This window comes from Streptomyces sp. Tue6028, from assembly GCF_002300165.1.
GTDB classification, from domain to species: Bacteria; Actinomycetota; Actinomycetes; order Streptomycetales; family Streptomycetaceae; genus Streptomyces; species Streptomyces siamensis.
Window position 1 is genome coordinate 109,891 of record NZ_MLCE01000002.1, and the last position, 22,733, is coordinate 132,623.

16 protein-coding genes are annotated in these 22,733 nt (G+C 70.9%); 3 read left to right on the forward strand and 13 right to left on the reverse strand.

What is annotated here, in order from left to right:
• Positions 1–94 precede the first annotated feature (94 nt).
• The gene (locus BKI49_RS00730; RefSeq protein ID WP_095932166.1) at positions 95–2,635 is read left to right on the forward strand and encodes a SpoIIE family protein phosphatase; all 2,541 of its coding nucleotides are present in this window, start codon (positions 95–97) and stop codon (positions 2,633–2,635) included.
• Positions 2,636–2,647: 12 nt separating this feature from the next.
• On the opposite strand, the gene BKI49_RS00735 is transcribed toward BKI49_RS00730, so the two are convergent.
• A complete protein-coding gene (locus BKI49_RS00735; protein WP_095932167.1) occupies positions 2,648–3,634 on the reverse strand; it encodes an aldo/keto reductase in 987 nt (328 codons plus the stop codon).
• A gap of 71 nt (positions 3,635–3,705) precedes the next feature.
• Positions 3,706–4,371: an NUDIX domain-containing protein gene (locus BKI49_RS00740; protein WP_095932168.1), complete on the reverse strand. Its 666-nt coding sequence runs from the start codon at positions 4,369–4,371 to the stop codon at positions 3,706–3,708.
• A 107-nt stretch (positions 4,372–4,478) separates the two neighbouring features.
• Here BKI49_RS00740 and BKI49_RS00745 point away from each other — a divergent pair, with 107 nt between their 5' ends.
• Complete coding sequence (locus BKI49_RS00745) at positions 4,479–4,832, forward strand: hypothetical protein (protein ID WP_095932169.1); 354 nt, start codon at positions 4,479–4,481, stop codon at positions 4,830–4,832.
• Between the two features lie 108 nt (positions 4,833–4,940).
• On the opposite strand, the gene BKI49_RS00750 is transcribed toward BKI49_RS00745, so the two are convergent.
• The 4 genes from BKI49_RS00750 to BKI49_RS00765 form a co-directional block, all read right to left on the reverse strand.
• Entirely contained in the window at positions 4,941–6,833 is a 1,893-nt protein-coding gene (locus BKI49_RS00750; RefSeq protein ID WP_095932170.1) for a discoidin domain-containing protein, read from the reverse strand.
• 180 nt (positions 6,834–7,013) lie between these two features.
• Entirely contained in the window at positions 7,014–8,009 is a 996-nt protein-coding gene (locus tag BKI49_RS00755) for a LacI family DNA-binding transcriptional regulator (RefSeq protein ID WP_095932171.1), read from the reverse strand.
• Positions 8,010–8,297: 288 nt separating this feature from the next.
• Entirely contained in the window at positions 8,298–9,170 is an 873-nt protein-coding gene (locus BKI49_RS00760) for a universal stress protein (protein WP_095932172.1), read from the reverse strand.
• 174 nt (positions 9,171–9,344) lie between these two features.
• The gene (locus BKI49_RS00765; RefSeq protein WP_095932173.1) at positions 9,345–10,385 is read right to left on the reverse strand and encodes a LacI family DNA-binding transcriptional regulator; all 1,041 of its coding nucleotides are present in this window, start codon (positions 10,383–10,385) and stop codon (positions 9,345–9,347) included.
• A 341-nt stretch (positions 10,386–10,726) separates the two neighbouring features.
• On the opposite strand from BKI49_RS00765, the gene BKI49_RS00770 reads away from it, so the two are divergent.
• Positions 10,727–12,526, forward strand: coding sequence for a coagulation factor 5/8 type domain-containing protein (locus tag BKI49_RS00770; RefSeq protein ID WP_095932174.1), 1,800 nt, complete (start codon positions 10,727–10,729; stop codon positions 12,524–12,526).
• A 21-nt stretch (positions 12,527–12,547) separates the two neighbouring features.
• On the opposite strand, the gene BKI49_RS00775 is transcribed toward BKI49_RS00770, so the two are convergent.
• From BKI49_RS00775 to BKI49_RS00805, 7 genes are all read right to left on the reverse strand, one after another.
• Positions 12,548–13,837, reverse strand: coding sequence for an SGNH/GDSL hydrolase family protein (locus BKI49_RS00775; protein WP_095932175.1), 1,290 nt, complete (start codon positions 13,835–13,837; stop codon positions 12,548–12,550).
• Positions 13,834–16,209 (reverse strand): glycosyl hydrolase family 95 catalytic domain-containing protein, encoded by a 2,376-nt coding sequence (locus tag BKI49_RS00780; protein ID WP_095932176.1) that lies wholly within the window; start codon positions 16,207–16,209, stop codon positions 13,834–13,836. The genes BKI49_RS00775 and BKI49_RS00780 overlap by 4 nt, the downstream gene beginning before the upstream one ends.
• Before the next feature lie 56 nt (positions 16,210–16,265).
• Positions 16,266–18,098, reverse strand: a complete 1,833-nt coding sequence (locus BKI49_RS00785) for an alpha-galactosidase D (protein WP_095932177.1) — start codon at positions 18,096–18,098, stop codon at positions 16,266–16,268.
• 68 nt (positions 18,099–18,166) lie between these two features.
• Entirely contained in the window at positions 18,167–19,084 is a 918-nt protein-coding gene (locus tag BKI49_RS00790) for a carbohydrate ABC transporter permease (RefSeq protein WP_373557506.1), read from the reverse strand.
• A complete protein-coding gene (locus BKI49_RS00795; protein WP_257004564.1) occupies positions 19,081–20,022 on the reverse strand; it encodes a carbohydrate ABC transporter permease in 942 nt (313 codons plus the stop codon). The genes BKI49_RS00790 and BKI49_RS00795 overlap by 4 nt, the downstream gene beginning before the upstream one ends.
• Positions 20,023–20,048: 26 nt before the next feature.
• On the reverse strand, positions 20,049–21,362 hold the full coding sequence (locus BKI49_RS00800) for an ABC transporter substrate-binding protein (RefSeq protein WP_095932178.1): 1,314 nt from the start codon (positions 21,360–21,362) through the stop codon (positions 20,049–20,051).
• 18 nt (positions 21,363–21,380) lie between these two features.
• Positions 21,381–22,559, reverse strand: coding sequence for an ROK family transcriptional regulator (locus BKI49_RS00805; protein ID WP_095932179.1), 1,179 nt, complete (start codon positions 22,557–22,559; stop codon positions 21,381–21,383).
• Positions 22,560–22,733: the final 174 nt, after the last annotated feature.

Below are 22,733 nucleotides of genomic sequence, written 5' to 3' on the forward strand. Positions count from 1 at the left end.
TGCCCCCGCACGGGCGCCGAGGTGCGGTCAGGGGCCTCGAAGGCGCATTCTTGCTGTGGTATCCCCCTGACGGTGGGCGGACGAGGGCAGACCGATGACTGGGAGCGCCGAGCGTGAGGTCCAGGCGCTGGAGAACCTGGATGCCCTGCTCAGCGGGGCCGTGACGGATGCGATCCGTGCGGCTCGCGGCTTCGCGGGGGGCGTCTATCTGCGTTCGAGCACGCCGGGCCTGCTGCGGCTCGCCGTGCTCGCGGGTCTGCCGGGCCCGCTGTTCCGGCCCTGGTGGCGCATGGACGTGCACCGGCCCTTCCCCGTCGCGGACGCCCATCGGCTCGGTGTGGAGGTCCTCCTGACGGACGCGACCGAGACCATGCGCCGCTATCCCCAGCTCGCGGCGGGTCTGCCGTTCCCGTTCGGTTCGCTGTACGTCCCGGTGGTGGGGGCCTCGACGTCGTACGGCGTGCTCACGGTGCTGCGGCCGTCGGCCTCGGACGCCACCGAGGTGCTGCCGGACCGGGACAGGATGACGGCGGTGGCGGAGGAACTGGGCGCGGCGCTGGCCGCGTTGGACAAGGACGGGCCCGGTGTCCGGTGGGACGGGGAACCGATGTGCACGCGGCCACCGGCCGACGGTCCCACGGCGCGCTGCGTCGGGCGGTTCACCTGGGACCCGGTCGACCGCGGTGTCATCGCGGACGACGGTCTGTGGGCCCTGCTCGGCAGTGACCACGCCGGATTCACCGGAACGCCGGAGGCCCTCGCCGCGGCCGTCGCCCCCGATGACCCCCTCCTGTTCATGGCCGCCCTGCGCGAGACCGCCGCGGGGCACCCGCCGCACCACGCGATGCCGCTGTGCACCGCGAGCGGCGAGGTGCGGGTGGTGGAGCTGTGGACGTCGGGTCCGGGCCTGCTCCCGCCCTACCGGGTGAGCGGCGTCGTCGTCGAACCGGGCCCGGGCCCGGCGGCGGACCAGGCGGCGGACCTGCTGCCGGAGGCCGTCTTCGCGCTCGACCGGCTCGGGCTCATCATCTACGCCAACGAACGCGCGGCCGAGCTGCTCGGGCGTCCGCGCACGGAACTGCTCGGACGGTCCCTGTGGCAGGCGGTGCCGTGGCTGGACCGCCCCGTGTACGAGGACCATCTGCGCGGGGCGCTGCTGTCACCGGACCCCGTGCAGTTCCAGGTGCGGATCCCGCACGGGCGCCGCGAGGGCACGCCGGGACACGGCGGAGGCGCCTGGCTGACGCTCTCCGTGTTCCCCGGCCCGGCCAGCCTCACCTGCCGGCTCGTGCCGGTGGGGCGTGTCGCCGAGACCGCGGAGGCCGCCCCGCTCGACCCGGCCTCGGTGAAGGCCGGCCGGGACACGGACGACGAGCCGAGCAGCGGCGTCCCGACGACGGCGCCGCTGTACCGGCCCATCGTCCTCGCCATCGCGCTGACCGAGGCCGTGACGGCCCGTCAGGTGTCCGAGGTGGTGATGCGGGAGCTGCTGCCCGCCTTCGGCGGCCGTCGTCTCGCCATCTATCTCCTCCAGGAACGGCGTCTGTACCTGGCCTGGGAGACGGGCTTCCCGCAAGGATTCCTCGCCCCGTTCGACGGGGTGGGTCTGGACGCGAAACTGCCCGGCGTGGAGACCCTCACCCACGGCCGTGCCCTCTTCTTCGAGTCGATGGAGCAACTGGCCGCGGCCTATCCGGGCATCCCGCTGGACGCCACGGAGGGGGCGCGCGCTTTTCTGCCGCTGATCGCCTCGGGACGCCCGGTGGGTTCGTGCATCCTCGGCTTCGACCGTTCCCGCAGCTTCGGCGTGGAGGAGCGTACGGTGCTGACCGCGCTCGCCGGGCTGATAGCGCAGGCCCTGGAGCGGGCGCGGCGCTACGACAACGAAGCCGCCCTGGCACGCGGGCTCCAGGAGGCCCTGCTGCCGCACCGGTTGTCGGCGCATCCCCTGGTGGAGACGTCCGGCCGGTATCTGCCCGGCACCGTGGGCATGGACGTGGGAGGCGACTGGTACGACGTCGTCGAGGCGGGCGACGGACTCGCCCTGGTCATCGGTGACGTGCAGGGGCACGGTGTGCAGGCGGCGGCCACCATGGGACAACTGCGCAGCGCGGTCCGGGCGTTCGCGCTCGGCGACCGGTCGCCGGACGAGGTGATGAGCGGTACCAACCGGCTGCTCATCGACCTCGACCCGGGCCAGTTCGCCAGTTGCTGCTATGTGCGGGTGGACCCGGTCACGGGCCTCGCCCGTGCGGCGCGGGCGGGCCATCCGCCGCCCCTGCTGCGTCATCCCGACGGGCGCACCGAGGTGCTGGACCTGCCCGGTGGTGTGGTGCTCGGGGTCGACCCGCGGGCCCGCTACCCGGTGACGGAGCTGCGGCTGGAGCCCGAGGCGGTGCTCGCCCTGTACACCGACGGGCTGGTCGAGCGGCCCGGCACGGACATCGACGACGGCATCGAGGCGCTGCGGACGATCCTGTCCCGCGCGGGCACGCCGCACGGAAAGCCGGGTGGCTCCTCGCTCTCCCGGGCCGCCGACCTGCTCACCGCACCCGCCCGGCAGGCCAGCGAGCGCCCGGACGACATCGCGCTGCTCCTCACCACGCTCAGGTCTCCGGAGGGCGGGCCCGGATAGGCCGCGGCGCGCTCAGTGGGCGGCGTCCAGTCGCGCCCGCTGGTCCGCGGTCAGCTCCAGGTCCACCGCGGCCAGGTTCTCCTCCAGCTGTGCCACGGAGGACGCGCCGGCCAGCGGGACGACCGGCAGCTCGCCGCCGATCTGCCAGGCCAGGACCACCTGGTTGGGGCCGGCCCCCGTCTCCTCGGCGATCTCCCGCAGCACGGCGAGCCGCGCCGGGGTTCCCGGGTGGTCGTAGTCCGGCGGGAGCGGCTTGTCGTCCCGCACATAGGCGCCGGTCAGCAGCGGCGAGTAGGCGACGAGGCTCAGGGCGGGCTCGGCGCGCAGATAGCTGAGCAGTTCACCCGTCGCCGCGCCGAGGCTCCCCTCCGGGAACAGATCGCTCGGCACGTCGCTCCGCGGCCGAAGGAGACTGTGGTGGTACTGCAGGACCTCGTATCCGGGAAGGCCCGCCGCCGCGGCGAGCGCCCGGGCGCGTTCCACCCGCCACACGGCGTGGTTGCTCACCCCGAGCAGCCCGACGCCGCCCTCGGCGACGAGTTCACCGAACGCCTCCACCGTCTCGCGCGGGTCGACCGTGCGGTCCTCTATGTGCGCGTACAGCAGATCGATCCGCTCCACGCCGAGGCGCTCCCGGCTGCGCTCGGACGCCTCGCGCACGGTCTTGGCGGAGAGGCCTTCGGGATTGTCGACGTAGCCCGTACCCGGGGCGAGCGGACGTGCGCCGAGTTTGGTCGCGATGACGATCTCGTCGCCGATGCCGCGGCTGCGCCGCCAGCGGCCGAGCAGTGCCTCGCTGTGTCCGCCCTGGCTGTCGTCGGTCCAGAAGGCGTAGTTGTCCGACGTGTCGATGAAGTTCCCGCCGGCCTCGACATAGCGGTCGAGCACGGCGAAGGACGTCCTCTCGTCCGTCCGTGAGCCGAACAGCATCGCGCCGAGCGCGAGCACGCTCACCTCGCGGCGGGTTCCCGGCTCGGTGCCGATGGTGCGGTACTTCATGGTGTCCCTCCCGTCCGGACCCGACGTCCTCGGGCCCGAAGGGGAGTCTGGAACTTGAAGAGCACTTCAAGTCAAGCCCTCTTGAACGGGCCTTCCAGAGCGGCCCATTGGAGCAGCATGATGGTCTTCGCGTCGGCGATCTCCCCGGTGCGGATCATCTCCAGGGCCCGGGCGAAGGGCAGTTCCACGATCTCGATGTCCTCGCCCTCCTCGTCCAGGCCGCCGCCCTCGTGCGTGCGCGTGGAGGGGCCGTACGAGGCGGCGTAGAAGCTCACCCGCTCGGTGACCGACCCGGGGCTCATGTAGACGTCGAAGACGTGGTGGACCTCGCCGACGGTGTGTCCGGTCTCCTCGACGACCTCACGGCGCACGGCGACCTCGGGGTGCTCGTCCTCCTCGTCGAGGAGCCCGCCCGGTGTCTCGACCAGCATGCCGTCGGGGTGCCCGTTGACGTACACGGGGTAGCGGAACTGCCGGGTGAGCAGCACCGTCTCGCGGCTTGTGTCGTAGAGCAGGAGCGTGGCGCCGTTGCCGCGGTCGTGGGTCTCGCGCTCCTGGGTGCTCCAGGTGCCGTCGGCGTGCTGGAAGTCGAAGCTGGTGGTGCGCTCCACGTACCAGTGGCTGGACAGCAGGCGCACGTCGCGGATCTTGACGCGCGGGTTGCCGGTCAGGTCGCGGCCGACGCGGTCGAGCCCGGTGCGGCCCCGGCGGTCCGGGGTGTCGATTCCTGCGGTCATCGCACGCGATCCGGGCAAAGGCGGGAGAAGTCGTTCATGTGCCCTGTCTACCATCCCGGCACGAACATCGAGGCCACACCGGGGCTTCGCCCGTCTAGGCTCACGGCATGGAACAGACGGAGATCATCCTGCGCGCCATCGGCGTGCTCACCGAGACCAACGCGATGGTGCGCAGGATCGCCCAGGACGAGGAATCCGGGGTCGAGTCGGCCGAGACCCAACTGGGCTCCCTCGTCACAGAGGTGTTCCCCCGCGTCGAGGTGCCGGGCGACGCGGGGCCCGCGGAGGCCGGGCAAGCCGTCGCGGACGCCTATCTGCCCGCCGCCATCTCGCTCGTGGGCGCGTTCGCGTTCCTGTTCTCCGAACTCGCCGACGTCCACGACTCGGGACGGACGGACGTCAAGACCGCCGATCTGCTGCAGGACCTCGCCCTGCGGATGTCCCGGGCGGGCGACGCGTAGGCACGCCGGCGCAGCGGGGTGACCGCGCCGGCCGGCGGTACGCGGTGCCACGGCCGGCGCGGGAACGGCCGTCCCGGCGGATCCGGGACGGCCGTCCCGGCGGACGTGTCACCCCTTCCGTTCGACCCGCACCCAGTCGATCTCGGCCTGCACTCCCCCGGCGGCGATGCGGTCGACGCTGGACTGCGGGAGTCCCCAGTACGGGGTGGTGACCTTGTTCCAGCCCGCCGGGTAGGCGCCGCCGAGGGCGAGGTTGAGGATGACGTACTGGTTGTGGTCGAAGACCCACTGTCCCCGCGTGGACTCCAGCTTGTTGCGCGTCGTCTCCTGGACGAGGGTGTCGTCGACGTAGAAGCGCATCGCGGTCGGCGTCCACTCCACGGCGTAGGTGTGCCACTGGTCGGCGCGGCCCCCGGCCGGGTAGGTCTGCCGGGCGCCGATGTTGCCGTCGGCCGAGTAGCCGGGTCCGTGCAGCGCCGTGCTGGTCCAGTCCGCGTAGCCGATGTTCTCCATGATGTCCGTCTCGCCGGACGCCGGCCACGACACCGACGGATCGTCGACGTTGCTCCCCAGCAGCCAGAAGGCGGGCCAGAAGCCGTCGCCGACGGGCAGCTTCATCCGGGCGCTGACCCGCCCGTACGTGAAGTCGAACTTGGTGTTGGTGTCGACGCGTCCGGACGTGAAGTCGTACGTACCGCCCCCGGCCTGGGTGCAGCCCTTGCAGTACTTGGCCTTCAGAACGAGGCTGCCGTTCTGGGTGCTGATGTTGTCGGCCGAGTCCACGTACGCCTGCGACTCGCCGTTGACCGGGCCCATCTCCTGACCGGTTCTGACGACACGCCACTTGGAGCGGTCGAGTCCCGCGCCGGTGAAGTCGTCGAAGAACGCCGTACGGTACGTGCCCTGCTGTTCGCCGGGCAGCGCCGGGTACGCGGCGGCGGCGCTGCCTCCGGTGCCCCAGACCTGGAACTCGTAGAGGGAGTAGCCGAACTGGGCCGTCGCGGGGGCCGGGTTGTAGAACGACCGGCGTTCCTTGCCGAGCATGCGGACGTAGCGGCCGGTCACGGGCTGCGGCAGGGTGACGGTGTCGTGGCGACCGGCCGCGTCGCCCGGGGCCTTCACATCGGCGCGGCGGGCCGCGACGTCGGCTGCCGTCGGCCGGTACACGGTCCGCCAGGCGCTGTTGTCGTCGGAGACCTGGAGTTCGTAGTCGACGGCGTAGGCGGCTTCCCAGTACAGGTCGACGCTGCTGATGGTCGAGGTCGCGCCGAGGTCGACGGAGATCCACCGGTTGGCGTTCCAGTCGCTGGACCAGCGCGTGGAGTCGCCCTTGAGGTCGGCGGGCCAGCCGCCGTCGGTGGCGAACGCCGGTGAATTGCCCGCGTGCTGGTACAGGTTGGAGTAGGCGGGGTGGTTCAGGGCGAGGTTCGAGCGGGTCGTCGAGGCGGGGGCCGGCTCGCCGCCGTAGACCTTGAAGGAGTAGAGGGAGTAGCCGTAGGGCGTGGCGCGTTCGACGCCGCGCATCCGCACGTACCGGCCGGTGACCTCCTGCGGGTAGGTGTGCGCGGTGACCGATCCTCCGGTTCCGGCGGTCTCGGTGTAGAACGGCGTCCAGTCGGTGCCGTTCTTGGAGACCTCCAGCACGTAGCGCTTGCCGTAGGCGGCCTCCCAGTCCAGGACCACACGGTCGATGCGCAGGGTGGCGCCCAGGTCGACGCGGATCCAGGCGTCGTCCGCGAACTGGCTGGACCAGCGGGTGGTGGGGTTGCCGTCGAAGGCGAGTCCGGGCGCGGTGCCGGCGTTCTCGCTGCCCGAGGACGTGACGGCGGCGGGGTTCGCGGCGTAGGCGGTCGCCGCCCGGTCGGTGTCCCAGTTCGCGGCGGCGGCCACGGCGGCGGGCTCGGGCGCCGTGGCTGCCAGGGCCGTGCCCGCGTGGAGCAGGGACAGGGCGGACAGGGTGGCGAGGGCGGTGAGCAGGGTGCGGTGGGTACGGGATGGCATGCGGCTCTCCTGGGGGAGGTTGGGGGTGCCGGTCCGTGCGGGGCGTACTCGTGCGCGCGAACGTGCGCGGGTGCTCACGTGCGGTCGTCAGTGGGACGGCGCGCCGGGAGGGGCCGGTGCCGGCGAGCCGCGGTTCCGGGGGCGTGGTCCCCGTCGATCGGTGAGGTGCTCGGGAGGTGCCTAGAGCGCCGGTGCCGACCGGCGCGCGATCATGGTCGTGGGCAGGACGACCGGGGTGAGCGGCCAGTCCTGGCCTTCGAGGTGGGCCAGGAGGATGCGGGCGGCCGTCTCCCCCATCTCCCGCATGGGCTGGCGGACCGTGCTGAGTGTGGGCTCGGTGTGCCGGGCCACCGGGATGTCGTCGAAGCCGATGACCGCGATGTCGTCCGGCACCCGGAGCCCGGCGTCGCGCAGGGCGCCCAGTACGCCGAGCGCCGCGAGGTCGTTGTGGGCGAAGACGGCGTCGAACTCCCGGCCCTCGGCGAGCAGTCGGCGCACGGTCGCGCGCCCGTCCGCCTCGGCGAAGTCGCCCTCGACGACCAGGTCGAGGCCCACACCGTGGGCGGCGCAGGTGTCGCGGAACCCGGCGAGCCGGTCGCGTACGCAGCCGAACCGCGACGGGCCGGTGAGGACCAGCGGCCAGCGCCGGCCCGCGGCCAGCAGATGTCGGGCCGCCGCCGCGCCGCCCTCGGTGTTGGCGGCGGTGACGGACGGGAACTCCGGATGGTGTCCCCGGTCGTCGACGAGGACGACGGGCAGGCCGTCACGGTGCAGTGCCGTCAGCATGTCGAGCGTGTTCTCCGGCTCCACCACGAGCAGCCCGTCGAAGGCGCGCGCGGACACCTGGCCGGTGAACCGCGCGACGGAGTCGGCACCACGGTTGCAGGTGAACAGCAGCAGACCGAAGTCGGCGGCCTCGACCGTGTCGACGACTCCCTGGAGCACCTCGCCCATCCACGGCCAGGTCAGCGAGGGCACCAGCATGCCCACGGTGCGGCTGCGACCGCGGGCGAGGCCGACGGCACCGGAGCTGGGTACATAACCCATACGGTCGATGACCTGGCGGACCCGTGCGGCCGTGGCCTTGCCGACCTCCCCGCGGGTGTTGAGCACCCGGGAGACGGTCGTCTTGCCGACACCGGCCGCCTGGGCGACATCGGCTATGGTCACGGCCACAACTGCCTCCCGGCACACGGGGATCGCGGCTTCACGCGCAGGAACCGGAACCGGTGACGGAACCGGTACCGGCGCTGGGCGGGGAGTCAACCCGAGTGTCATGGTGCCGTCAATAGTTCACGCCAAAATTTCCCGGGAGCGCTCTCAAACCCGGCTCCGCCTTCGGGACTTGAACGAACCGAAGGCGGTCACAGGTGCGCCGGTCAGCGCGATGCCGACCGGCCAGGAGACCTCGGGCGCCGCAGCGACACGGCGACCCCGGCCACCGGGACCCGCTCGCGGCATTTCTCAGGCGTGCGGCACGACTGCCACCGGGCAGTCCGCGTGGTGCATCACCGCGTGGGCCACGGAACCGATCCGCGACCCGACCGCCGAGCGGTGGGCACGCCGCCCGACGACCATCAGCTGGGCCCGCCCCGCCAGCGACAGCAGCACCTGTCCACCGCTGCCCAGTTCGACGTGCTGGGTGACGGGCACACCGGGGAAGCGCTCCCGCCACGGCTGGAGCGCCTCCGCGAGCGCCTCCCGCTCGTAGGGCTCCAGGCCCCCGGCCTCGTCCAGCATCTTCAGCGAGCCGGGGCTGTAGGCGAACACGGGCGGCAGGCTCCACGCCCGTACGGCACGCACGGCGGCGCCGCGCGCGGCGGCGGTCTCGAAGGCGAACCCCAGCGCCGCGGCGCTGTCGTCCCGTCCGCCCTGCTGCCCCACGACGATCTCACGGCCGGCCGCTTCGGCCGGGGCGTCGTCGTCGGCGCGGACCAGGACGACCGGGCAGGGGGCTTCGGCGATCACCTGCTGCCCGACGGAACCGAGCAGGAAGCCGACGATTGTGCCGTATCCGCGCGATCCGAGGACCAGGGCCCGCGTCGCGGCCGCCTCCGTCAGCAGCAGTTCGACGGCGGCGCCCTCCAGGACCTCCGCGGTCACCTCCAGACCGGAGTGCCGGTCGGTGAGGGAGCTCGCCGCCTCCTGCACCATGTCCCGTGCCCAGCGCGCGTGGTCGTCACGGTCGCCGCCGCCGATCACGTCGTGGGGTGCCCAGTGCCAGACGTGGACCAGCCGCAGCGGCAGCCCGCGGCGGACGGCCTCCCGGCCCGCCCAGGCCAGCGCGGCCCGGCTCTCGGGCGATCCGTCCACGCCCACGGTGATCCGGTCGGTCATGCGCCTGCCTCTCCCTCGCCGGCCCACCCGCTCGCCGGTCCCGCACTCGTGCTGACGGTCCAGTGTCCGTCACCGTCGGCGGGGTCCTGCACGGGGACACGGTTCGGGCCCGGCGTGCACTAGGGCCCGTCCGACAGCGCCGGTCCGGCGATGCCTGAAACTGTCGGGCAGGCTCTAGGCGGATGCGCGCACCACGAGCTCCGGGTCGAAGATCACGGAGGTGGGCTCGGTGCGTACGCCCTGGATGTGCTCGGTGAGGAGCCGTGCCATCACCGACGCCATCTCCTCGACCGGCTGGCGCACGGTGGTCAGCGGCGGACGGCAGGCCACCGCCGCGGCGGAGTCGTCGAAACCGACGACCGCGACGTCGTCCGGCACGCTTCGGCCCCGCTCCCTGAGTATCTGGCACACGCCCTGGGCCATCAGGTCGTTGGCCGCGAACACTCCGTCGACGTCCGGGTGTTCGGCGAGCAGGTCGGACATCGCGGCCATGCCGCTGTCGAGGGTGAACCCGCCCTCCGCGACAGGGACGTAGGGATGGCCCCGGCGCGCCATCGTGTCGCGGAATCCGGCGAGCCGCTCCTGGCTCGCCGACACACCCAGCGGTCCGGTGACCGTGACGATCTTCCGGCATCCCCGGTCCAGCAGATGCTCGGCGGCCATGCGGGCGCCGTCCCGGTGGGCCAGGTCGACATAGCTGAGCGGCACCGGCCGGGACGGCCGGGCGAAGAGCACCGTGGGCACCCCGGCGTCGGCGAGCAGTGCGGGCAGCGGGTCGTCGGCGTGCGTGGAGACGACGAGGGCGCCGTCCGCGCTGCCCTGCCGGAGGTCGTTCAGGGCCTGCTGCCGGGTGCGCGCGGAGTCGGCGAACATGAGCAGCGGGTGCATCGAGCGGGGCCGCAGATGTGCCACCACTCCGGTGACGACGCGGCCGAAGAACGGGTCGGCGAACACCTGTGCCGTGAAGGCGTTCTCGTCCTCGTCGGCCACGTCGCCCGCGCCGGACACGATGAGGGCGACCGTCTCGGTCCGGCGGGTGACCAGTGACCGGGCGGCCCGGTTGGGTGCGTATCCCGTGCGCTCGATGGCCTGCCGGACCACGTCCTGGAGTGCGGGGTCCACGCTGCGGACGCCGTTGATGACCCGGGACACGGTGGCACGCGAGACGCCGGCCTCCCGCGCGACGTCCTCCAGCGTGGGTGCCTGTCTGCTCATGTCCGCACCCTAACGGCCCAGCCCCGCGGGGGTATAGAGCGCTCTCCTGAAGGCCCGTTCGCCGGCCCGGGGATGCGCGCAGGAAGCCGCTCCGGCGGTCCAACAGCCTTCTTGGGAGCACCTCTTGAACACATCCACCGTCCGCACAGGTGGTTCGGTCGAGCGCATTCGTCAGTGAACTACCGCAAAAGAGAACAGAGTTGGCGGTTGAAAAGGCATCAATCTGCGGGACTGCTGTGACAACTCTTGACGCTGTGTTCACGCGGATGAAGCATGCATCGGCAAGAGAGCGCTCCCCGCACCTTCCATCGTTCACTTCCTGAACCAGGAGAGTCGCCCCCATGCCCCGAATCCCCACAGATGGTCCCGACTCCGGCCGGTCCGCGCCGGCCCGACGGGCCGTTCTCGGAGCGATGGCCGCCACCGCCGCGGCCCCGGCACTGCTCGCTCTGTCGTCACCGGCGTCCGCCACCCCCGCCAAGAAGCCGCTGGCCCTTCCGGGCGGCGGCGATCTCGGCCCGAACGTCATCGTCTTCGACCCGTCGACCCCGAACATCCAGGGCAGGCTGGACGAGGTCTTCCGTCAGCAGGAGTCCGCGCAGTTCGGCACGGGCCGCTACGCGCTGCTGTTCAAGCCGGGCACGTACAACGGGCTCAACGCCCAGCTCGGCTTCTACACCTCGATCGCCGGTCTCGGCCTGTCACCGGACGACACCACGATCAACGGCGACGTGACCGTCGACGCCGGCTGGTTCAACGGCAACGCCACACAGAACTTCTGGCGTTCGGCCGAGAACCTCGCGCTGGTCCCGGTCAACGGCACCAACCGCTGGGCGGTCGCACAGGCCGCGCCCTTCCGCCGCATGCATGTGCGCGGCGGCCTCAACCTCGCCCCGAACGGATACGGCTGGGCCAGCGGCGGCTACATCGCCGACAGCCGCATCGACGGCCAGGTGGGGCCGTACTCGCAGCAGCAGTGGTACACCCGCGACAGCTCGGTGGGCGGCTGGGTCAACGCCGTCTGGAACATGGTCTTCTCGGGTGTCCAGGGTGCCCCCGCGCAGTCCTTCCCCAACCCTCCGTACACCACCCTCGACACCACTCCGGTGTCCCGCGAGAAGCCGTTCCTCTACCTCAACGGCAGCGAGTACCGCGTCTTCCTGCCGGAGAAGCGCACCAACGCGCGCGGCACCACCTGGGGCAGCGGCACTCCGCGCGGTTCGTCGCTGCCGCTCAGCCAGTTCTACGTGGCCAAGCCCGGCGTCACGGCCGCCACCCTGAACGCGGCACTCGCCCAGGGCCTGCACCTGCTGCTCACGCCGGGGATCTACCACCTCGACCGGCCGATCGAGGTCAACCGCGCCAACACCGTGGTGCTGGGCCTCGGTTACGCCACCCTGATCCCCGACAACGGCGTCACCGCGATGAAGACGGCCGACGTGGACGGCGTGCGGCTCGCCGGGTTCCTCATCGACGCCGGTCCGGTCAACTCGGCCACCCTGCTGGAGGTCGGGCCCGCCGGCGCCTCGGCGAACCACTCGGCCAACCCGACCACCGTGCAGGACGTCTTCGTGCGCATCGGTGGTGCCGGCCCCGGCAAGGCGACGACCAGCATGGTCATCAACAGCCGCCACACCATCGTCGACCACACCTGGATCTGGCGCGCCGACCACGGCACCGGCGTCGGGTGGGAGACCAACCGCGCCGACTACGGGATCCGTGTCAACGCCGACGACGTGCTGGCCACCGGCCTGTTCGTCGAGCACTTCAACAAGTACGACGTCCAGTGGTACGGCCAGCGGGGCCGCACCATCTTCTTCCAGAACGAGAAGGCGTACGACGCGCCGAACCAGGCCGCCATCCAGAACGGCTCGGTCAAGGGGTACGCGGCCTACAAGGTCGCCGACTCCGTGACCACGCACGAGGGATGGGGCCTGGGCAGCTACTGCTACTACAACGTCGATCCGACGATCGTGCAGCACCACGGGTTCGCGGCGCCGAACGTTCCGGGCGTGAAGTTCCACGACCTCCTGGTGGTCTCGCTCGGCGGCAACGGACAGTACGAACGCGTCATCAACGACACGGGGTCGCCGACCTCGGGCACCTCCACCGTGCCGTCCACGGTGGTGTCGTACCCCTGACCGCGTGCCGGGGGCCCGGCCTCAGCACGAGGTCAGGCTCCCGAGCTCGACCGCGTCGGCCATCGCCTGCATCCCCTTGTCGTTGGGATGCAGGTGATCGCCGCCGTCGAAGAACGGCAGGACGCGTTCGTGGTCGTAGGGGCTGCGCAGCGTCCGGTCGAAGTCGGTGACGGCGTCGAACAGGCCGCCGTCCCGGATGAACGCGTTGACCTCGACGCGCACGGCCTCCGCCGCCGCGTCCCATTCGGACCAGCCCTTGAAGGGAGCGATGGTGGCCCCGACGACGCACTTGCCCGCCGCGTGCGCCCGTTCCACGATCTTCCGGTAGCCGTCGATCATGTCCTCGGCGGTGACACCGGTATGGGCCTTGATGTCGTTGACGCCCTCGAAGAGGAAGACCGTGCGGACCCCCGGATGGGACAGCACGTCGCGTTGCAGTCGGTTGAGCGCACTCTGTCCTGCGCCGTCCGCGAGGACCTTGTTCCCGGAGATCCCCTCGTTGGCCACACCCCGGACGGGGCCGCCCGCTTGCTGGAGGCGACGGGCGAGGTAGTCGGGCCAGCGGCGGTTCAGGTCGCCGCTCGACTGCCAGCCGTCGGTGATGGAGTCGCCGAGCGTGACGACGGCGGAGGTGTCTCCGGACGCCCGGACGGTGACGGCGTCGAGGTAGAACCAAGAGCCGATCCGCTCGGTCCAGTTGGCTGCGCCCTCCTCCGCCGTGTGGTCGCCGGGAGCCGCGTACGACGTCTGCATGGCCATCCCGTGCCCGGTCGCGGTGCCCTCCGCACGGGCCGTGTGCAGGCTGACGACCAGGTCGGTCGCGGCGGGCAGCCGGCCGGGCAGCGGGTCGCTGTACGCGGTGGCTCCGGCGGGCACGGTGACGGACGCCGCACCGCCGAAGGTCAGGCGCCGGTTGCTGCCGTGCACGAGTTCCGCGCCGGCGCTCTGCCGGCCCGCGTACACGTTGTCGAAGGTCACGGGCCCGTCGCCGAACGCGTTGGAGAGCCGGATCCGGGCCTGGTCCCCGCCGGCGCTCGTGTGCACGACGAGCCGGTAGCTGTGGTCGGCGACCGCGCCGCCCACACGGTCGGCACTGGCGCCCCAGGTGATGACGTCGTCGTGTGCGGCGCGGGCCTGGGTCGAGGACGTCCGGGCCGGGGCGGAGGGTGTCCGCGTCGCGGACACCTGGGTGGTGGACCCCTTGGCGGTGTGTCCCTGGACGGTGGTCGCGCACGCCGGTCCACCGACGGCGGTGACGAGCAGCGTGGCGACGGTGACGGCCGTCCGGCGCGCTCCCGGGCGCGCCGTCATCGGTCGAACCCGCGGAGGGTGACGGACGCGCCGGGCGCCACGGTGACCTGCCGTGAGGTGCTGCCGTGCGCCACGGTCGTCGTCCGGCCGCCGACACTGTGGATCCGTACCTCGGTCGGTGTGCCGTCGCGCCAGCTCAGGTCGACGACGAAGCCGCCGCGTACGCCGACTCCGGTGACCGAGCCCGACGTCGCCCAGGCGTCGGGCAGCGCCGGCAGGAGTTCGAGATGGCCGGGGCGTGAGTGGACCAGCATCTCGATCATCGCGGCGGGGGTGCCGAAGTTGGCGTCGATCTGGAAGATGCCGCGGCCCTTCTCGACTTCGTAGATGTCGAAGAGGTTGGGTGCCGTGCCGTTGCTGCCGGTCGTCGAGGGGCGGAGGTTGTTCACGACGAGTTGGTACGCCTTGTCGGCGTTCTTCAGGCGGGCCCAGCACAGGGCGCGCCAGGCGTTCGCCCAGCCGAAGCTCTCCGTGCCGCGGGCGGTGAGCAGGGCGGTGGCGCCGTCCACGACGGCCTTGGGCGTGGAGTCGTCCGGCCGGATGCGGTCCCCGGGGAAGAGTCCCACGAGGGGGGACAGGTGTCGGTGGGTGGTCTCGCCGAGGTTGTCGGGTGACATCCACTCCTCCAGCCAGCCGGTCTTGGCACTCACGCGTGGAAGGTACAGCCGCTCGCGCAGGGAGTCGATCGTCTCGGCGTACGCCTTGTCCTTCCCCAACTCCTTCGTCGCCGCGAGGTAGTTGCCGAAGAGGGCCCACACCAGTTCCTGGGCGTAGGTGATGCCCTTGGCGTCGAGCGGACCGTGTTCGGGCGACCAGTCGCTGTCGGCCACGAGCACCTCCTCGCCGGTGTCCGGCAGGGTGGTGGTCAGCAGCCGCGCCTCCCAGAACTCGCAGGCACCCTTGAGCATCGGATAGATCTTCGCGAGGTGGGCGCGGGAGCGCGTGTACTCGTAGTGCTCCCACAGGCTGTTGCAGAGCCAGGCGTTGCCCGCCGGGTGCCACCACCAGCCCATGCCTCCGTGGACGTTGGTGGAGATGGCGACCGTCCAGCCGGCGATCTTTCCGGTCGAGTTGCGGTAGCGGTTGCGCGGGTCGTTGAAGAGACGGTGGGTGAGCTCCGTCCACGAGGGCAATTGGGCGAGGCAGTAGTCGGTGAGCGCGTCGAAGCAGCCCGACAGTCCGGCGCGGTCGGCCATCCAGTAGTTCATCTGGAGGTTGATGTCGGTGTGGTAGTCGCCCATCCAGTCGGGATCGTTGCCGTCCAGCCACAGACCCTGGAGGTTCAGCGGCAGACTGCCCCGTGAGCCGGAGATCATCAGATACCGGCCGAACTGAAGGTAGGCGGCCTCCAGTTCGGGATCGGGGGCGTCGTCCCTGGCACGGGCCTGGAGGCGCTCCCAGGTGTCGAGGGCGCGTTGCTCGGCGGAGGACGTGCCGAGCGAGAGGTCCTGCTGTGCGAACAGGGCCCGGTAGTCGGCGACATGGGTGCGCAGCAGGGTGGCGGCGCTGTGTGCGGCGGCGTCGCCGGCCTTGGTGCGGGCGAGCCGCTCGGGGTCGAGGGACGGGTCGCGGTAGTGGGTGGCGGCGTCGGGCCGGTAGTTCGTGCCTCCGCTCACCACCACGGTGAGGCTCCTGCAGTCGGTGAAGGTGATCCGCGGGCCGTCGACGGTCACCTTGCCGCCGCTGCCGTACGCCTTCACCGCGGCTCCGTAGCGCAGACCGCCGGGGAGCGCGCCGCTGAAGGACAGGCCCTTCACGTTCTCACCGTGTGTGCCGTCCAGGGTGACGGTCCCGCTGTAACTGCCGCCGCCGCTCTGGTCGAAGTGCAGGACGAGCGCGTCGTCGGGGCGGCTGGCGAACATGCTGCGCCGGTACGTCGTGCCCGAGCGCCGGTACGTGGTGGTGACGAGGCCCTGGGTGAGGTCGAGGGCGCGCCGGTAGTCGTTCACCGCGGACAGGTCGTGGTCGGGGATGTCGACGGTGAGGCGGGCGAGGAGCGTGAAGGATCCGAAGTCGTCGCGGGAGTAGGGGAACTGGCCGTCGGAGTCGAGGGTGCCGTTGAGTCCGCCGGTCCACAGGGTGGCGTCGGTGATCAGGAGGAGTTCCCGGCCCGGGTCGTTGCCCGCCAGGGCGCCCAGCCGGCCGTTGCCGAGGGGCAGGCCCTGGCGGATCATCGAGTGCTCGTCCGCGGGCGCTCGCCACCACAGTTCGTGGTGCGGGCCGGTGGTCGGGGCGGGTGCCATGGTGGGACGCTGCGGTGCGGCGGAGGCGGTGAAGGCGGGCAGGGGACCGAGGGCGGTGGCGGCTCCGGCCAGGGCGGCGAGGGAGAGCAGGCGGCGTCTGCTGGGGTGGCTTCCGGGTGCGGTGTCCATACGTGTCTCCGGGGCAGGGCGGGGCCCCGGCCGTCAGGTGCCGGGGCCCCGCGGGTTCAGGAGGACTGAGGTACGTCGATCCGGTCGATGTCGGGCGCGTAGCCCGAACCGCTTTCGAAGGTGATCGTGTTGCTGCCCGCCTTGAGCGCGACGGGCACGCTCACGCTCTCGACGCTCCCCCAGTCGCCCGTGGACGGGAACTTGTGCGAGGTGGCCTTGTTGCCGTTCGCCGAGATGTCGGCGGAGCGGGCGTCACCGCTGACGTAGGCGACCTTGATCAGGTAGGTGCCCGCCTTGTCCACGGTCACGTCGTTGAAGCGGAGGCTGCCGCCGAGGTAGAGATTGCCGATCTTGTGGTCTCCGGAGCATGCGGAGCAGTCGGCCACGGAGGCGTTGCCGGCGAGGGTGTTGGCGGTGGCCTCGGCCTCGTACGCCGTGGCCTTGAGGGCGCCGCCGCGCGGGGTGACGGTGAACAGGCGCGAGCCGTGGGCGGGCAGGGCCTGGGTCACCTTGTCCTGGTAGGTGCCGAGGTTCTCGTGGTTCCACAGGTCGCGGACCGCGGCCTTGCCGGTGAGGCCGAGCGAGGCCCAGTGGGCGGTGACGGCGGCGGGCTCGTCGGCGAGGTTGAAGAGGGCGACCGTGTAGCTGCCGTCGGGGTTCTTCGCGGCCCACACCTGCTGCGCGTCGGAGGGGGTGACCGGTCGGGCGGGCGGGGTGCTGCCCTGGTTGACGGCGATGACCTCGCGGTTGGTCAGCAGGGAGACACCGTAGGCGTCCAGGCGGGTGAGGTCGTCGCCGGTGTAGAGCGGGGACTTGGCGATGGCCCACAGGGTCGCGTAGCTCTGGCGTTCCGCCTTGGTGAGGCCGTCCATGGCGCCGTTGCCGACGTCCAGGGAGTCGAGGTCGTTCCAGCCGCCGGGTCCGGCGTGCCGGGTCCAGCCGGGGGTGTCGTCCCAGCGGTCGTCGACGGAGTTCTCCCAGCTGACGAGCGTGTTGCAGTAGCACTCGACGTCGGTGTCGACGCGCCAGCCGTTGGAGTACTTCTTCCAGTCGGCGGCGTGTCCGATGTCGAGCGACCAGGACACCTCCAGGTGGACGGGGCGTCCGGCGGCGGCGATGGCCTTCTGCCAGGCGGCGACGTCGGCAACGTTGTCGTACTGGTCGCCGCTCTTGCCGGATCCCGGTCCGACGCCGTCCAGTTTGAGGAAGTCGTAGCCCCAGTCGGCCAGCAGCCGGGCCTGGGAGTCGACGTACTTCTGGGTGCACGGCTTGGAGAAGTCGAGCTTGTAGGCGCTGTCCCAGCCGTTGGTGGTGCGCAGGTCGCCGTAGACGATGTCGCCGGTGGTGCAGCCCTCGGCGTCGTGGATCGGCGACTTCCCGTCGTTGTAGGCCTCCTTCTCCAGGCCGACGGGCAGATAGATGCCTGCCTTGAGGCCCTTGGCGTGGATGCGGTCGGCGACGGACTTCATGCCGTGCGGGAAGCGGCCGGGGTCGGCCTTCTGGCGGGCGTACTGGTCGAACTCGGGCTTCCAGGACAGGTCGCGCCACCAGCCGGCGTCGATGTTGACGTACTCGTAGCCGTACGGCTTGAGCTTGGCGGCCAGGGCGTCGGTCTGCTTCAGGACGTTCGCCTCGGTGAGGTAGCTGTAGTCGCCGTCGGGGTTGAGGCCCGGGTACTTGGACGACTGCATGCTCCAGCTCGACCAGCCCATGTAGGGCTTGGCGGCCAGGGCGGGGGCGTCGGCCGTGGGCGCGGCGCCGGGGGGTGCCGGCGCCGTGACGGGGCCGGCGTGCGCCGAGGCCGGGACGGCCGTGGCGACGCCCGCGGTGAGGGCGAGAACGGCCATGGTTCTCAGGACGGGCATGACGGGGTACGAGGATGACCGCATGGGTCGGACCTCCTGGGACGGTGTCAGCGGGGGCGGGGGACGCGGTGGGACTCCGGCGTCGTGGCGGCTCAGCCCTTGCCCGAGCCGATGGTGAGTCCGCTGATGAACTGGCGCTGGAGCGCGAAGTACACCAGCAGCGTGGGGATCGCGGTCATCAGCGCACCGGCCGCGATCAGATTGGGGTTGGTGAAGTACTGGCCCTGGAGGTTGGCCAGGGCCGAGGTGATGGGCCGCTTGTCACCGGTCTCGACGAGCGCGAGCGGCCAGAAGAAGTCGTTGTAGATCCAGATCGATTCGAGGGTGGCGAGGGCCGCGAACGCGGGGCGGCACAGCGGCAGGATGATCTGGAAGAACTGCCGCCAGACGGGTGCGCCGTCGACGAGTGCCGCCTCGGAGATCTCCTTGGGGATCGTCTTCATGTAGTTGCTGAGGACGAAGGTGCAGAACCCCGACTGGTACGCGATGTGGATGGCGATGATGCCCCAGGCGGAGTTGTACAGCAGGAGCGAGTCGCTCATCCACTCCGGCAGCGGGATGAGGAGGTAGAGGCGGTACAGGGGGGTGATGAGGACCTGCGCCGGGAGGAGGTTGCCCGCCGTGAAGAGCATCAGCAGGACGATGTTCCAGCGGAAGTCGAAGCGGGAGACGAAGAAGGCGACGGCTGCCGAGAAGAGCAGGGTGCCGAGGACCGACGGGACGGTGATGAGGACGGAGTTCCAGAAGAAGTGCGGCATGCCGGACTGGTTCCAGGCATCCGTGAAGTTGCCGAGTCCCAGGCTGTGCGGCCAGGAGAGGTAGCCGTGCTGCGCCGTGTCGGAGTAGGGGCGCAGCGAGGTGTACACGGCCCACAGCAGCGGGACGAGCCAGAGCAGCGCGATGCCGCCGAGCATCAGGTGACGGCCCGTCTGCCGCCTGGGCTTGCCGGGTGCCGGCCGCGTCCGGGGTTCCCGCACGTCGGAGGGGGGCCGGGTGAGGGTCGTGGTCACTGGTCCTCCTTGCGGAACGTCTGGACGAGGAAGGTCCCGATGGCGGCGAGGGAGACCAGGAGCAGGACGACCGCGAGGGCGGAGCCGTAGCCGATGTGGCTGGACTCGCCGATGATGTTGTCGGTGATGAGGAGGGACAGCAGTTCCATGCCGGGTTTGCTGCCGACGCCGCCGCCGAGGACGTACACGATGTCGAAGGCCCGCAGGGACTCCATGACCGTGACGACCAGGATGATGACGTTGACGGGCTTCAGCGCCGGGAAGACCACGCGCAGGAACGTCTGCCGGCCGTTGGCGCCGTCGAGCGCGGCGGCCTCCTTGAGTGCCGGGTCGAAGCCTTTCAGTCCGGCCAGGTAGAGGATCATGATGTAGCCGGTGTGCCGCCAGCCGGAGGCGACGAGCACGGCCCACAGGTTGAGGTCCGGGTTGCCGAGCCAGTCGATGTGGTGGCCCGGTCCGGCGGCGTTCAGGATGCCGTTGAGGAGTCCGGTGTCCGGGTTGTAGATGATCTCCCAGATGAAGCCGACGACGGCCAGGGACAGCACCATCGGCAGGAAGATCGCGGTCTGGTAGATCCGGGTGAAGCGGATCTTCCGGTCGAGTTGGTAGGCGAGGAAGATGCCGAACGGCGTGGGCAGCAGCGCGGTGAACAGCAGCCAGATGACGTTGTGCCGGACGGCCGGCCAGAAGGGCGGGTAATTGCCGAAGATCTGCTGGTAGTTGTCGAAGCCGGTCCAGTGGATGTCGGCCAGGTCGATGCCGTCCCAGGTGGTGAAGGACAGTCCCAGGGAGGCCAGTGCGGGCAGCCAGACGAAGAAGAGCAGGGCGGCCAGCGGGATGCCGATGACGACCGCGAGGAAGACCCGGTCACCGGCGGTGAGACGACGGGCGCGGGAGCGGGTGCGGGAGCTCTTGGGTGCGAGGGGGGCGGAGGACACGGTGGGTGCGGCCTTTCCGGTCCTGGTCAGCCGGTGAAGAAGCGGGAGCGCTGGGACTCGATCTTCTTCAGCGTTCCGGTGCCGTCGTCCGGGTGGCCGAGCCACTCGGTCAGGCCGGGCAGGACGACGGTGGAGATGAAGCCGGGATCGCTGTCGCGGTCGGCGAACTGGCTGATGTGCTTGGCGGAGGCGATGAGTTGGGCGGACTTCTTCTGCAGCGCGTTGTACGAGCCGGTGTCGGCCTGGGTGTTGACGGCGAGGTTGCTGGGGTCGACGCCCATGTACAGTTCCTCGGCCCCGGCGCCGCCGAGGAACTCCAGGAACTTCCGGGCACCGTCGTCGTTCTTGGGCCGGCGGCTGAGCATGAAGCCGTCGGTGGGGGCTTCCACCGCGTCCTGGCCGTGGGCGGCGTCGATCTCGGGGAAGGGGAAGAAGTCGATGTCGGCGCGGATCTTCTCGTCGGTGACCTGCTGGCCGAGGAACAGGCCGATGACGGCCATGCCGGACTTCTTGTCGAGCAGCGACTGGGCCGCGTCCTGCCAGGAACGGCCGCCGGCGCTCTGCTGGTAGTACGGGGTCAGTTCGCGCCACAGGTCGAGGACGGCCACGGCACGCTTGTCGGTCCAGGAGACCTCGCCGCGCATCAGCGACATGTGGAAGTCGTAGCCGTTGGCCCGCAGGTCGAGGTAGTCGAAGGCGCCGAGGATGCTCCAGCTGTCGCCGCCGCCGTAGCCGGAGGCCACGGGCGCGAGGCCGTCCTTCTTCATCCGCTTGGCGAGCGCGATGAACTCGCTCCACTTGGTGGGGACTTGGTAGCCGCGCTCGGCGAAGAGGCTCTTGCGGTAGAAGACGGCCCACGGGTAGTTGTACAGCGGAACGAAGTAGTACTTGCCGTCCTCGCCGCGGGAGAGCTGCTTGGTCGCGTCACTGAAGTTGGCGCCTATCGAGTCCCACACGTCGTCGATGGGGCTGCAGAGCTTCTTCTTCGCGAAGTACTGCATGCGGTAGCCGGCGAACCAGGTGAAGACGTCGTCCGGGGTGCCCTGGAGATAGGTGGAGATGCTCTTCTGGAAGGTGTCGTGGTCGACGGTGTTCGTCTTCACCTTCAGTCCGCTGTCCCGGGCGAACGCCTTGGTGACGGCGGCGTAGGCCGACTTGGGGGTGGCGTCGGCGCCGTTGGACCCGAAGGTGACCGTCTTCGGGTCGGCCCCCGCTCCCCCGCCGCAGGCGCTCAGCAGGGGTGCGCCCAGGGCGGCGGCGCCGAGTCCGAACAGCCCACCGACCACGTTGCGCCGGCCTGGGCCGCGCGCAGCCAGGTGAGGGCGGCTCTGCTGCGTCATCGTTACTCCTCGTGCGTGCTAGTGCGTGTCTGATCTGATGAAGGACTGGATCGCGGTGGCGGCGGCCCCGCGCGCCCACTCCTCGAACGGCAGCGGGCGGGTCTGGACGTCGCACCGCGCGGCCGAGCCGAAGGCGGCCGCGGCGAACGCGTCACGGATCTGTCCGGCGAACAGGTCGTAGGCGGCCAGGCCCTCGCCGGAGATGATCACCCGCTCGGGACCGAGCAGGTTGGCCACGGTCGCCAGGGCTCGGCCGATCGCCTCGCCCGCCCGTGCGTACACCTCACGGGCGCCGGGGTCGCCCGTGTGCGCCAGGTCCAGTGCCGCGGCGGCGTCGGCCACGTCGACGCCGGTCGCCTCCCGGACCTGGGCGACGATCGCCGAGTCCGCGGCGATCGCCTCGACACAGCCGCGGTTTCCGCAATGGCAGAGGGGGCCTGCCGGGTCGATGGCGACGTGCCCGATCTCGCCGGCCACGCCGTGCGCGCCGGACACGACCTGGCCGTGCACCACGAGTCCGCAGCCGATGCCGGCGCCGACGGTGACCAGCGCGAAGTCCGACAGCCCCACTCCGGCGCCGAACCACTGCTCGGCGACGGTCAGCGCCCGGACGTCGTTGTCGACGGTGACGGGAAGTCCCGTGGTCATCCCGGCGAGTTCGGCGAGCGGCACGTCACGCCAGTCCAGGAAGGGCGAGTAGCGCACCACTCCGGCCGCGCGGTCCACGTCTCCGGAGACCGCGATGCCGAGTCCCTGGACCCGGACTCCGAAGCCGTCGGCCTCGGCGAGCAGTTCCTGGACGAGTGCCGCCGTCGAGGCCAGCACGGCCTTGGGGTCCCGGCTGCGGAGGGGCACGTGCCGGGCGACCCTGATGCGGCAGCACAAGTCCGTGAGCACGGCGATGAGTTCGTCGCCCGTGACCTTGACGCCGATGAACAGCGCCCGTCCCCCGTCCACCCGCACCGGGTTGGCGGGACGCCCGAGCGAGGACTGCCGGGCGTCCTCGTCGACGTCCTCGACGAGATAGCCGGCCGCGATGAGGGGCTTGACGGCCTTGGTGACCGCGGCCGCCGACAGACGGGTCCGCCCGGCTATCTCCGACCGGGTGAGCGGGCCGTGGGACAGCACGGTGGTGAAGATCTGGGAGGCGGCGGGGGTGTGGGCCAAGAACGCCTCGGTGCGAGAGGTCGAACGCATGGCCCGGAACCTAGGTCCCTTATTTTCTGCTGTCAATGAAAGAAACAGGATTATCTTGAGACTCCGCTGTGAGGCGGCCACGACCTGCAAAAGACAGATACACGCGAGGTGTTGACACACGATCGAAGGTCAGGGTTGGCTTTCGAACGTCTCATGGCACGAGCGGAACGTGAG